Source organism: bacterium (assembly GCA_016873475.1).
In the GTDB taxonomy this organism is placed as follows: Bacteria; Krumholzibacteriota; Krumholzibacteriia; order JACNKJ01; family JACNKJ01; genus VGXI01.
Map to the genome: position 1 here is coordinate 1 of VGXI01000012.1, position 12,642 is coordinate 12,642.

The 12,642-nt window shown below is 71.4% G+C and carries 11 protein-coding genes; 9 read left to right on the forward strand and 2 right to left on the reverse strand.

Annotation, left to right across the window (positions count from 1 at the left end; genetic code table 11):
• Positions 1-164: 164 nt before the first annotated feature.
• Together FJ251_02210 and FJ251_02215 are read right to left on the reverse strand one after the other, a co-directional pair.
• Positions 165-398 (reverse strand): response regulator, encoded by a 234-nt coding sequence (locus FJ251_02210; GenBank protein ID MBM4116545.1) that lies wholly within the window; start codon positions 396-398, stop codon positions 165-167.
• Between the two features lie 72 nt (positions 399-470).
• Entirely contained in the window at positions 471-1,577 is a 1,107-nt protein-coding gene (locus FJ251_02215; GenBank protein MBM4116546.1) for an IS1 family transposase, read from the reverse strand.
• A gap of 177 nt (positions 1,578-1,754) precedes the next feature.
• Between FJ251_02215 and FJ251_02220 the strand changes: the two genes are divergently transcribed.
• From FJ251_02220 to FJ251_02260, 9 genes are all read left to right on the forward strand, one after another.
• Complete coding sequence (locus FJ251_02220; GenBank protein ID MBM4116547.1) at positions 1,755-4,421, forward strand: carbohydrate binding family 9 domain-containing protein; 2,667 nt, start codon at positions 1,755-1,757, stop codon at positions 4,419-4,421.
• A gap of 26 nt (positions 4,422-4,447) precedes the next feature.
• Positions 4,448-4,687, forward strand: a complete 240-nt coding sequence (locus tag FJ251_02225) for a hypothetical protein (GenBank protein ID MBM4116548.1) — start codon at positions 4,448-4,450, stop codon at positions 4,685-4,687.
• 2 nt (positions 4,688-4,689) lie between these two features.
• Positions 4,690-6,282 carry a gamma-glutamyltransferase family protein gene (locus FJ251_02230; GenBank protein MBM4116549.1) on the forward strand — a complete coding sequence of 531 codons (1,593 nt, stop codon included), beginning with the start codon at positions 4,690-4,692 and terminating at the stop codon, positions 6,280-6,282.
• Positions 6,283-6,462: 180 nt separating this feature from the next.
• The gene (locus FJ251_02235; protein ID MBM4116550.1) at positions 6,463-6,990 is read left to right on the forward strand and encodes a DinB family protein; all 528 of its coding nucleotides are present in this window, start codon (positions 6,463-6,465) and stop codon (positions 6,988-6,990) included.
• A gap of 117 nt (positions 6,991-7,107) precedes the next feature.
• Positions 7,108-9,912 carry a hypothetical protein gene (locus FJ251_02240; protein MBM4116551.1) on the forward strand — a complete coding sequence of 935 codons (2,805 nt, stop codon included), beginning with the start codon at positions 7,108-7,110 and terminating at the stop codon, positions 9,910-9,912.
• Positions 9,913-10,001: 89 nt separating this feature from the next.
• Positions 10,002-10,544 (forward strand): DUF1572 domain-containing protein, encoded by a 543-nt coding sequence (locus tag FJ251_02245; GenBank protein ID MBM4116552.1) that lies wholly within the window; start codon positions 10,002-10,004, stop codon positions 10,542-10,544.
• 36 nt (positions 10,545-10,580) lie between these two features.
• Positions 10,581-11,276: a hypothetical protein gene (locus tag FJ251_02250; GenBank protein ID MBM4116553.1), complete on the forward strand. Its 696-nt coding sequence runs from the start codon at positions 10,581-10,583 to the stop codon at positions 11,274-11,276.
• Complete coding sequence (locus tag FJ251_02255) at positions 11,273-11,683, forward strand: DUF814 domain-containing protein (GenBank protein ID MBM4116554.1); 411 nt, start codon at positions 11,273-11,275, stop codon at positions 11,681-11,683. The genes FJ251_02250 and FJ251_02255 overlap by 4 nt, the downstream gene beginning before the upstream one ends.
• Positions 11,684-11,702: 19 nt before the next feature.
• A complete protein-coding gene (locus FJ251_02260) occupies positions 11,703-12,572 on the forward strand; it encodes a polyphosphate kinase 2 family protein (protein ID MBM4116555.1) in 870 nt (289 codons plus the stop codon).
• The last annotated feature ends 70 nt before the right edge of the window (positions 12,573-12,642 follow it).

Genomic DNA, 12,642 nt, shown 5'->3' on the forward strand with positions numbered 1-12,642 from the left:
CGCAGGGGGTGGTCCTTGGGGACCCGAGCCTCCAAGGGAACGTAGCTGAAGAACTCCTCGTGCCGATCGTCAGGACCACGCATGCCAGCTACCTCGCGGAAGAATGGGGTAGCTCCCTTCAAGCACATTCAGCGGCCATCCGCACGGCCTTTTTCAGCACCCTGCTAGGGCGCTTCAGCCAGCAGTCGGGGCAGCTCGTGCAGGGTCTCCAGGCCCTCCATGTCGGGCAGAATGATGTCCAGGATCACGAGCGGGTACTCGCCGCGGCGAAACTCGGCGAGGCCGGGCTTCCCGTCGGCCGCCGTACTCACCGCATAGCCCTCCAGGCTGAGCCGCTCGGCGAGCAGGCGGGAGAACTGGGCTCCCTCGAGGATACTGGCCCACGCGATTGCGTTCATGCCATAGGTTGTGCCGCGGAAATTGTGTCAATCAGGTTCGCTCGGCTTCGCCCGCTGCCGATGGCCATCGTCTCAGGTAGCGTACCTGAGTCGATGCCCGCGGTTGATGCTCAGGGCCGGCGTCCTCTCGTCGCCTGTGTAGATTCGAACCCAAACCGGCTCGATCTCGATGCGGCTCGGGAACCGACGGGCCGCGAGCAGCTCCGTAGCCGTATAGAGGTGGTCGGCCAGGCCCTTGAGCATCGCTGGGCTCTCCGGCGGGCCTTTCTCCCAGCGCCGCTTCACCAGGTTCCGCCAGACGAGCAGGATCGCCAGCCGCAGCGAGGAACCGTTGCGCCGCTTCGACCAGGCGATCGTCTCCCGGCGGTGGTTCGCACTGCTATGGCGGATCAAGAGGTCCAGCAAGTTGACCTCGAAGAGGGGGTTGTGCGTGTCCCGGCGCTCGGTCGACGAGGTCACCCGATGAACAGCCGAGCAGCCGAGCCCACGCAAGGCGCGCGGGTAGGCCGGATGCTCGTCCGAGCGCAGCTGCAACCGCGCGCAGCACTTCGCCAGGATCTGCAGCAGGTCGCCCATGCCGCGCTCGATGGCCTTCGGGTCCGGTCGCCCGAGTTGGGCCTCGAGTTCAGCGCGTCGCCGCTTCTGGTCGGGTCGCATGCGGCCCTTACGCCGCAGCGGACTCGTCGTGAAGCCGAGGCCGAAGCTGGTCTCGACCTCGACGGCCAGGTTGTGGTGGAAGGGAAAGTACTGGCTGTACTCGAAGGACTCGAAGCCGTCGACGGCGACGGGGCCCTCGATCCGACACTGCGCGAGCAGCTCCTGGTGGAGGAGCAGGCAGTGGCGTCCCAGACGCTCGAGCTGGCGATCGACGGTGCTGGGGGCGACGGCGAGCTCGCGGGCGATCTGGCGGTTGGCCATGGCACCGACGGTCTTCATGAAGAGCTGGGGCAGGACGTCCGGGCGCTTGAGCCAGTAGCCAGTGCTGAAGGTCTGTGTACTGAAGCTGCGGCGGCAGGCCCGGCACTGGAAACGCTGGATGCGGTGAGGCCGGAGCTGTCGCCAGTAGTAGCCGTGGCGTTTCCAGGGCCAGTCGGCGGCGAAGTCGCGGTGATAGCGGCAGTTGGGATTGGGGCAGAAGGGCGGCTGCCAGGTGGCGTTCGGTGCAGGTAGCGTGAGCATGCCCGGGCAGGGGCAGCTGCCGTACCAGGCACACTCTCCGCGGTACAACCTACAACTTTGACCGAACCCTCGCGCGCGGCGGCTTGTCTCACTCTCGTTGGGCGCCCTGAAACCCCGCGGCGCCCTCTGCGCTAGGTGCCGGCGGCTTCCCCGCCACCCCCGCTCGAGAGGTCCCTGATGCGACGTCTGCTCCCCCTTGCTGCGGCCGTCCTCCTGCCTGTTCTCGTGGAGACGATCCCCGCCAAACCCATCGACCCCGGCCTGCCCAGCCGCTACCCCCGCCGCAGCTACGAGACCCAGCACTGCGGCAGCGGCTGCCCGAAGCTCGACGGCCGGCTCGACGACGCCTGCTGGAGTCTCGTCGAATGGGCGAGCGACTTCGTCCAGTGGCAGCCGGACGCGGGCCAGGCGCCCAGCCAGCAGACGGCCTTCAAGGTCCTCTTCGACGACGAGCATCTCTACCTCGCCTATCGGGCCTTCGACTCCGATCCGGGGCGCATCGAACGCCAGCTCGCCCGCCGCGACTGGTTCCCCGGCGACTGGGTCGAGGTCAACATCGACAGCTACAACGACCACCGCACGGCCTACTCCTTCACCGCCAGCGTCTCGGGCGTGCGCGGCGACGAGTTCATCTCCCAGGACGGCGATCACTGGGACGGCAGCTGGGACCCGATCTGGGACTTCCGGACTGCCATCGACGACCAGGGCTGGACGGCCGAGGTGCGCATCCCGCTCAGCCAGCTCCGCTATCAACCGCAATCCGAGCAGACCTGGGGCCTCCAGGTGCAGCGGCGCCTCTTCCGGGAGGAGGAGCGCTCGCTCTGGCAGCCGAAGAGCAGGGAAGAGCCGGGCTGGGTGAGCCGCTTCGGCGAGCTGCGCGGCCTCGTCGGCCTGCCCGTCCAGCGGCGCATCGAGCTGATGCCCTACGCGGTCACCCGTCAGGAGCGCTTCGGTGCCGAGGCGGGCAATCCCTTCACCGACGGCCACGAAGGGAAGCTCGCCGGCGGCCTCGACGGCAAGCTCGGCGTGAGCAGCAATCTCACCCTCGACTTCACGGTCAATCCCGACTTCGGCCAGGTGGAGGCCGACCCCTCGCAGCTCAACCTGAGCGAGTTCGAGACCTTCTTCCAGGAGCGGCGGCCCTTCTTCATCGAGGGCAGTGACATCTTCCGCTACAGCGTCGCCCCGGCGATGACCAACGGCCGCAACACGAACGACATCCTCTTCCATTCCCGGCGCATCGGCCGCCAGCCCGCCTGGCCCGGGTGGACGCGCGACTACCCGGAGCATCTCGAGCTGCCCGAGGCGAGTACCATTCTCGGCGCGGCCAAGCTGACGGGGAAGACCGCCGGCGGCTGGTCGCTCGGGGTGCTCGAGAGCGTCACCGCCGCCGAGCGGGCGCGGGGCGCGACGGACGGCACCCAGCGCGAGGTGCCCGTCGAGCCCGGCACGAACTGGTTCGCCGGGCGCCTGCAGAAGGACTTCCGCCGCGGCGACACGCAGGTCGGCGGCATGCTGACCGCCGTGAACCGCCACGCCGACCCCGGCCTCGAGTTCATGCACCGGCAGGCCTATGCCGGCGGCCTCGACTTCTACAGCACGCTCTGGAACCGCGAGTGGCGCGTCAGCGCGAACCTGCTTGCGAGCGATGTACGGGGCGACTCGCTGGCGATCGCCCTCACGCAGCGCTCCTCGGCGCGCTACTTCCAGCGGCCGGACAATGAAACGTCGGACTTCGATCCCCAGCGCCGACACCTGGCCGGGCACGCAGGGTCGCTGCGCTTCGGCCGCTTCAAGTCGACGGGCTGGCGCTTCGAGACGCAGGTCGGCTGGCGCTCGCCGGGCTTCGAGATCAACGACCTCGGCTATCAGCGCGAGGCGGACATCATCAACCAGAGCACCTGGCTCGGCTGGGCGGCCCAGCCCTGCGGGCCGCTGCGCCGCCTCGGCATCAACACGAATCAGTGGCACGACTTCGATTTCGGCGGCACGCGCCTGCGCCGGATGGCGAACCTGAATGCGAACCTGGAGTTCCGGAACAACATGTCGATGGGCCTGGGCGCAACGCGCGCCGGCGAGTCCATCTCCAACAGCACCCTGCGCGGCGGCCCGGCCTTCCGCCACCCCGGCGAGGTCGAGTTGAACTGCTGGTTCAACTCGGATCACCGAGCGCGCGTCGGCGCCCACGCGGGCCTCTACTTGAATTTCGACGCTGCCGATGCGGCTGCCTATCGCAGCTACTGGTTCAGTCTCAATGCGAAGCCGAGCAACGCGCTCCAGCTCAGCATGAGCCCGGAGTACTCGCGCTACGAAACGGAGCTGCAGTACGTCGGCGGGACCCGCTTCGGCGGCGAACCTCGCTACCTCTTCGCCGACCTCGACCAGGAGACGGTGGCGCTCACCCTGCGCGCCGACTACGCGATGAGCCCGAACCTGACCCTGCAGGTCTACGGCTCGCCCTTCGTGACCGCCGGGCACTACGGCGATTTCAAACGCATCACCGATCCGCGCGCCGAGCGCTTCGCCGATCGCTACCACAGCTTCGCCGGCGCTGAGATCGTCTACGACGCGAGCGAGGGCGGCTACCTCGTCGACGAGGATGTGGACGGCGGCACCGACTACCGGATCGGCAACCCCGACTTCAACTACCGCGACTTCAACTCGAACGTCGTGCTGCGCTGGGAGTACAGCCCGGGCTCGCTGCTCTACCTCGTCTGGAGCCAGTCGCGCAGCGACGTCGTCGGCCGCGGCCGCCTGAGCTACGCGGACGACCTCGACGCCCTCTTCCGCGTCAGAGGGCACGACGTCTTCCTGCTCAAGGTGAGCAAGTGGCTCAGCCTCTAGCTTGACCCGCGGCGCTCTGGCGGGAGATCTTCCCGGACGCGCCCCGGCACAACCAGCCCGAGCGGGACATCTGGCGCAAGCTATCCGTGCAGCGAGAGCTGTTTCTCGCCGCCCTCGGCTGCCCGAAGCTCAATCTGCAAGTGCGGGCCGCGAACATCGGCGCGGTCGCCTTCTACAAACGCTTGGGATTCACCATCGAGGAGCGCGTGAGCCTGGGCAAGCGCCTTGCTTCATCAGGAACTGACGAGATGGACCGTCAGGAGTAACCATGGACCCCTCATCGCTCTCCTGGGAACAGCCCTACTCTTCCCGGCGGGAGCCCGTGCTCGCGCGCAATGTGCTGGCGACGAGCCAGCCCCTCGCCGTGCAGGCCGGCCTCGAGATGCTGCAGGAAGGCGGCAACGCCGTGGACGCCGCCCTCGCCGCGGCCATCGCCCTCACGGTGGTCGAACCGACCTCGAACGGGCTCGGCAGCGACGCCTTCGCCCTCGTCTGGACCGGCGAGCACCTGCACGGCATCAACGGATCGGGCCGCTCGCCCGCGGCCTGGAGTCCCGTTCGTTTCAGCGGGCGGGAGAAGATGCCCGAGCTGGGCTGGGACGCTGTCACGGTGCCCGGCGCCGTGCACTGCTGGGTCGCGCTCGCCGAGCGCTTCGGCCGGCTGCCCTTCGCCCAGCTCTTCGGTCCAGCCCTGCGCTACGCTCGCGAGGGCTGGCTCGTCCCGCCCGTGACGGCGGCGGCCTGGGCGCGCGCCGCCGAGCGCTTCCGCGACTTCCCCGAGTTCGGCGCCGCCTTCCTGCCCGGCGGGCGGGCGCCGGGTCCCGGCGAGCGCTTCCGCTGTCCCGAGCAGGCGGACACGCTGCGGCGCATCGCCGAGAGCCGCGGCGAGGCCTTCTACCGCGGCGAGGTGGCGGGGCGCATCGTCGCCGCCTCGCGCGCCGGCGGCGGCGCGCTGGTCGCCGAGGATCTCGCGCGCCACGAATCCGAGTGGGTGAAGCCGCTGCAGATGGACTACCACGGGGTAGGCGTGCACACGCTGCCTCCGAATAGCCAGGGCATCGCCGTCCTGCTCGCGCTCGGGATGCTGCGCCATCTCGAGCCGCAGCGGCATCCGGTGGACTCGGCCGCGGCCGTGCATCTGCAGGTCGAAGCGATGCGCTCCTCGCTCAACCTCCTCCACGGGCTCGTCGCCGATCCGGACCACATGAGCATCGAGCCCATGAGCCTGCTGGACGACGGCCTGCTCGAGCGCTGGGCCGAAGAGATCGATCGCGAGCGCGCAAGCGAGCGCGAGCTGGGCATCCCGGGGCCGGGCGGAACGGTCACCCTCGCCTGCGCCGACGCCAGCGGGATGATGGTCTCCTTCATCCAGTCCAACTACATGGGCTTCGGCTCGGGGGTGGTCGTGCCGGGCACGGGCATCGCGCTGCAGAACCGCGGCGCCGGCTTCACGCTGAAGCCGCGCCACCCGAACGCGGTGGCCGGCGGCAAGCGCCCCTTCCACACGCTGATGCCGAGCTTCGTGACCAGCGAAGGCCGACCCTTGATGAGCCTGGGTTTCATGGGCGGGCCGATGCAGCCGCAGGGGCAGCTCCAGATGCTACTGCGCGTGATCGACTACGGTCAGAACCCCCAGGCCGCCGCCGACGCGCCGCGCTGGCAGCTGCTCGCCGACGGCCGGCTCGCCCTCGAGGAGGGCTTCGACCCGGCGGCCGCCGATGCGCTGGCCGCGCGCGGGCACTTCATCGTGCGGAACCGTCCGCCGCGCGACTTCGGCGGCGCGCAGGCGGTACTGCGCCTGGCCGACGGCTACTGCGCGGCCTCCGATCCGCGCAAGGAGGGTCAGGCCGGCGGCTTCTAGGCGCGCGCCACCGGGCGCCGGCGCCGACCTGGGTCGCCGCGGCGCTGGTGACCCTGACTCCCGGCCCTTGATCGGCAGGGGGAGTTGCCACGTGGAAACTCCCACCTCCGGCCGGCTTGTGGCGGGCCGCCCAGTCCTCCATACTTCGCGCATTCCGACTTGCCGCACAGGAGGACTGCGATGAGCGCGCTCTGGACACACCGCCCGGCCGCCGACGAGCACCCGGCCTACTACGCGCGCTACGTCGAGCGCGTCGAGGTCGGCAAGCCGCCGGCGGTCTTCGGCCGGCAGCTCGCGCAGACCCTCTCCCTGCTCGAGAGCATCTCGGAGGCGCAGGCGCTGACCCGCTACGCGCCGGGCAAGTGGAGCATCAAGGAGGTGCTGGGGCACATTGCGGACAGCGAGCGCATCCTGGCAATGCGCGCGCTCTGCATCGCCCGCGGCGAGCGGGCCGAGCTGCCCGGCTTCGACGAGAACGCCTATGTGGCGGCGGCCGGCTTCGACGCCCGCCCCTGGAGCGCGCTGCGCGAGGAGCTGCGCCGCGTCCGCGAGGCGACGATTGCGCTCTTCGACGGCTTCACGGCCGAGCAGCTCCAGCGCCGCGGCCGCGCGAACCAGGGCGAGTTCAGCGTGCGCGCCCTCGGCTGGATCATCGCCGGGCACGAGGCGCACCACCTGGCCGTGCTCCGCGCGCGCTATCTCGGCTAGTCCGGTCCGAAACCAAGCGCGCAGGCGCGCTTGGGCGCGGCCCACACATGGCTTATAATAGAGCCCACCACCCTCTACGCCGGGGCCCGCCCGCCCGGCCTCCGACTCGAGGACGCCATGCGCCGAAGTCTCGCCCTCCTGATGCTCTGCTCGCTCCTGCCCCTCGCCGCCCTCGCCCGTCCGGCCCTGCCCGGCGGCGAGATCGCGCTGCAGACGGCCGCGCCCTCGGGGCGCATCGTCATCCAGCTCGCGGAAGGCCTGCGCATGGAAGCGGCCGGGCCCGTCTCGCGGGCGCCCGGGGCCGCGGCGGCCTTCGCGGCGCGCCTGGCCGCGCTCGCGCCCGCGGCCCGCCTGGCGCCGCGCTTCAGCGCGCCGCTGGCCGTGCTCGATGCCCTGCGCGCCACCGCTCGCGACCCGCGCGCTGCGGTCCTGCCCGACCTCGCCCGCTACGCCCAGATCGAGGGCGCCTTCGCGCCTGGCGACCGCGCGGCCGGACTGGCTCTGCTCGCGGCGATCGCCGCCGACCCGGCCGTCGCGGCAGCCTGGCTCGAGCCCGTCGCCGTGCCGGCCGCGCTCGGCTTCGATGCCTTCACGGGCGCCGTGCCCGGCGGGGAGACTGGGCCCCCGATTCAGGTCGGGGCGCCGACCCCCGACTTCAGCGGACTCCAGGGCTACTTGCAGGCCGCGCCGCTCGGGGTCGGAGCCTGGGACGTCGCCGGCGTGCCGGGCGCGCTGGGCGCCAGCGTCTCGGTGATCGACATCGAGGGCGCCTGGCTTTGGAGCCACGAGGACCTGCCCGCGCCCATCGCCGAGATCGGCGCCCAGATCAACAGCCTCGGCTGGCGCAACCACGGCACGGCCGTGCTCGGCGAGATCCGCGGCCAGGACAACGGCCTCGGCGTGCGGGGTATCACGCCCCTAGCCGGCGTGGGCGGCTCCTCGATCGGCGACCAGTCGGTGGCCGACGCCATCCTCAATGCGGCGCTGGCGCTCGCGGTCGGAGACCTCGCGCTCATCGAGCTGCACGCGCCCGGGCCCAATGCCAACGGCTCGGGGCAGTTCGGCTATGTGCCGATGGAGTTCTGGCAGGACAACTTCGACGCCATCCGCACGGCGACGGCGCTGGGCCGCATCGTCTGCGAGGCCGCCGGCAACGGCAGCCAGGATCTCGACGATCCCGTCTACATGGGCCTGTTCGACCGCAACCAGCGCGACTCGGGCGCGATCATGTGCGGCGCCACGGACGGCTCCACGCTCAATCCCGCCTGGTTCACGAACTACGGCAGCCGCGTCGACCTGCACGGCTGGGGCTACACGGTGACGACCTGCGGCTACGGCGGTCTCCAGGGCGACCCCCTGCCCGAGACGCAGTGGTACACGAGCAGCTTCAGCGGCACTTCGAGCGCCTCGCCGATCGTGGTCGGCGCGGTGGCCGCGCTGCAGGGGATGGTCGAGAGCGCCTACGGCTTCAGTCTCGACGCGCGGCTCGCACGCGAGGTGCTCGTCGCCACGGGCACGCCGCAGAACAACCCGGGCGTGCATATCGGGCCGCGGCCCAACCTGCCGCCGGCCTGGACGCAGGTGCAGGCGGCGGGCATCGCGCGCGTGAGTGGCGCGGTGACGGATGCGGTGAGCGGCCTGCCGCTGGCGGGCGTCCCCATTGCGGTCACCGAGACCGGCAGCTTCGGCGCCACCGATGCGAGCGGCCACTACGCCTTCGTGCTCGCGGCGGGCAGCTACACCCTGCAGCTGACGGACTTCTTCCACGCGCCGCTGGCCGCCGGCGTGACGCTCGCGAGCGGCGAGGACGAGGTGCTCGACCTTGCCATGGTACCCCTGCCGCTGGTCGAACTCAGCGGCCGCGTCAAGGACGAGGCGCTCGCGCCCCTGGCCGGCGTGCGCGTCGAGGCCGTGGACACACCCCTCCTGCCCGCGCTCAGCGACGGTGCAGGGATCTGGACCTTCACGGGCGTGCCCGAGGGCGTGAACTTCCCGCTCCTGCTCGGCGGCCTGCCGGGCCACGGCGCCGCCTGGCTCGGCGGCTGGAACTTCGGCGGCCTGAGCGGCGGCCGCGAACTGCTCGCCTATGGCCTGCTGCTGCCGGACGCCGACGAGACCTTCGAGGCCACGGCCGGCGGCTTCAGCGCCGACGGCAGTGGGCTCTGGAGCTGGGGTGCGCCGCTGGACGGCGGCCCGCCGGCGGCCTTCAGCGGCAGCAAGTGCTGGGGCGTCGGCCAGACCGGCGACTACGGCGACGATGTCGCCGGCACCGTGTTCAGCCCGGTCTACGATTTCGCCGGCGAGGATCAGCTCCTGCTCAGCTTCCACATCTGGCGCGGCACCGAGGCCGGCTTCGACGGCGTGCGCGTGCAGATCCAGGAAGGCGGCACCTGGTATCCCCTCGCGCCGGTCACGGGCTACACCGACATCCTGCTCGGCGGGCTCGGCAACGCGCCCGGCTGGTCGGGCACGAGCAGCGGCTGGGAGCCGGTGGTCTTCGTGCTCACCGAGCACTTGAGCGCGGCGACGCGCTTCCGCCTCGACTTCGGCTCGGACGGCGGCGTCACGGGCGACGGCTTCTGGTTCGACGATTGGAGCCTCTTCGCGGGCAGCATCGTCACGGCCGCGCCCGAGGGGGCGCCGGCGGCGTCGGCGCAGCTCGCCGCCTGGCCCAACCCCTTCAACCCCGCCACGACGATCGCCTGGTCCCTGCCGGCCCCCGGTGCGCTGCGCCTCGAAGTGCTGGACGCGAGCGGGCGCCGCGTCGCCCTGCTCCACGACGGTCCCGCGGCCGCCGGCGGGGGCAGCCTGCGCTGGACGGGCCGCGACAGCCAAGGTCGGGCGCTGCCCAGTGGGATCTACTTCGTGCGCCTGGAGTCGGGGGTCTACGCAGCGAGTGAGAAGCTGATCTTGATCAAATAGCCGTCGCAGCGCGGCTCCCGCGCTTGGCGCTGGCGCCGAGCAGTGTTCTCTGCGATGCTGAGGGCGACCCCGTCGCCCGAGGTATCGCCATGTCCACTGCCCCCGCGCTCGCCGATCTGCGGGCGCGCTTCCTCGACTACAAGCGTCTCGCCGAGCGCGCCCTCGAGCGCCTGGGCGAGGAGGACTTCTTCCGCAGTCTGGACTGGGAGTCCAACAGCCCAGCGCTCCTCGTGAAGCACCTGGCCGGCAATCTCCGCTCCCGCTACACGGACTTCCTCACCAGCGACGGCGACAAGCCGGATCGCCGGCGCGACCTGGAGTTTCAGCGCGAGCCCGACGACACCCGCGAATCGCTGATGGCCGCCTGGGCCGAAGGCTGGCGGCGCCTGGAGTTGGCGCTGGACGCGCTCGCGCCCGGCGATCTCGACCGCCGGGTGACCATCCGCGGTGAGCCCTACAGCGTCGAGAACGCCCTGCGCCGCAGCCTGGCCCACACGGCCTACCATGTCGGGCAGCTCGTGCTGCTCGCCAAGCACTACTCGGCAGGGAGCTGGCTCTCGCTCAGCATCCCCCGCGGGGCCTCGGAGCCCTACAGCAAGGAGATCCGCGACAAGTTCCGCGACCCGTGCTAGGGTGCCCGCGTTCGCTCGAGTCCCGCGGGGGTGTGCATGTTCGAGAGGCTGGACGCCGCGGCGCGTCTGCTCCTGGGCCGCGGCCGGGCCGCCGCCCTGATCGTCCTCACGTTCTGGCTGCCCGGCAACCTGTTGCTCAGCTACCTGACGGGGCCGCTCGGCTGGGAGGAGCTCTCGCCGAAGCTGCTTCTCGTCGGGCTGGCCTACGATCTGCTCAGCGCGCCGCTCACCGTGGGCGCGCTCTTTGCGCTGATGCGCGAGTCGCTCTACGGCGGCGAGGCCGGCTACCGCGGCGCGATCGCGGCGGCCTGGGGACGCTACGGCCTGCTCTTCGCGAACCGCCTGATCATCCAGGTTCTCGTCGGCGCCGGGCTCGTGCTCTTCATCGTGCCGGGTCTGTGGCTGATGGCGCGCTGGGCGCTGGCCGACGCCGCGGTGCTCTTCGAGGGCCTGAGCCCGGGCGAGGCGCGGACGCGCAGCCTCGCGCTCACCGAGGGCAGGCGCCTGGAGCTGCTCGCCGCCTGGCAGCTGCCCGTGATCGCGGTGCTCGGTCTGAGCTGGTGGGTGAACCTGCGCTTCGGCGCCGCGCTGGCCGGCCAGTGGTGGGTCGTGGGTCTCGTCAACTGCGTCTGGGACCTGCTGCTCGCCTTCCCGGTGGCCCTGCTGTTCATCTACTACGCCCAGGCGCGGGTCCGGGAGGCGGCGGCGCGGGCCGGCGAGACGCTCGCATGAGCGCGGCAGGCGACTCGCGGCAGTCGGCGGCGCTCTTCGTCTACACGCTGCCCGGCGGCTGGCGGGTGCTGGCCGGCAAGACCGACGCCGACAACGAGCGGCTCAGCCTCGAGATCGCCCGGCCCCGCGACTGGTGGTTCCACGTGCGGGGGATGCCGGGTAGCCACGTGCTGCTCCAGGTGGGAGACGCCGGCGAGGAGCCGCCCCGCGCGGCGCTCGAGGCTGCAGCCGCCGTGGCCGCCTGGCACAGCAAGGCGCGCGCGGGCGGCACGGTGGCCGTCTCGGGCACGCTCGCGCAGTTCGTGACGAAGCCGCGCGGCGCGCCGCGGGGCACGGTCGCGATCCGCAAGGAACGCGTCTTCAAGGTGCGCCCGGCGCTGCCGCCGGCCGCAGAGAGCGCGCCCTGAGCGCGCAAGGAGTCCCGCGATGATCGAAGCCTCGCCCTACCGCGTGCCCTTCGACGGCCGCTTCGACGCGCGCCGCCAGCCGACGAGGCCGCCCGCCGACGCGCCCGGCAGCAAGGCCTGTCGCGAGGCGCTGGCGCAGCAGGTGAGCGAGCTCGTCGCGCTGCAGCAGCTCCTGTATGCCGAGGGCCGCCACGCGCTGCTGCTCATCTTCCAGGCCCTGGACGCGGCCGGCAAGGACAGCACGATCCGCCACCTGCTCAGTGGCGTCAATCCGGCGGGCTGCCGCGTCATCAGCTTCAAGCGGCCCAGCGCCGAGGAGCTGGCGCACGATTTCCTCTGGCGCTGCGCCTGCCGCCTGCCCGAGCGCGGCGTGATCGGCGTGTTCAACCGCAGCTACTACGAGGAGGTGCTCGTGGTGCGGGTGCACCCGGAGTTCCTCGACGCGCAGAGGCTGCCGCGCGCGCTGCCGCTCGCCGAGCTCTGGCAGGAGCGCTACGCCTCGATCCGCGAGCACGAGCAGCACCTGGCGCGCAACGGCACGATGGTGCTGAAGTTCTGGCTCAACGTGTCGCGCGCGGAGCAGCGCAAGCGGCTGCTCGATCGCCTCGAGAAGCCGCAGAAGCACTGGAAGTTCGACCCGGGCGACCTCGCCGAGCGCCAGCGCTGGGACGACTACCTCGACGCCTTCGGCGAGGCCCTCGCCGCCACCAGCCGCCCCTGGGCGCCCTGGTACGCGATTCCGGCCGACGACCAGCCCTTCGCCCGCCTGGCCGTGGCGGAGATCGTCGTCTCCGCGCTGAAGCGCATGCGACTGAGCTACCCCGAGCTGCCGGAAAGGGACAGGGCCGAGCTGCCGGCGCTGCGCCGGGCGCTGGAGGCCGACGGCTAGACCGCGATTCGCCTGGGCGCTGCGGCAGTGCCGTGCTAGGCTGCCGCGCCAAGCAAATCCGCGGAGGCAG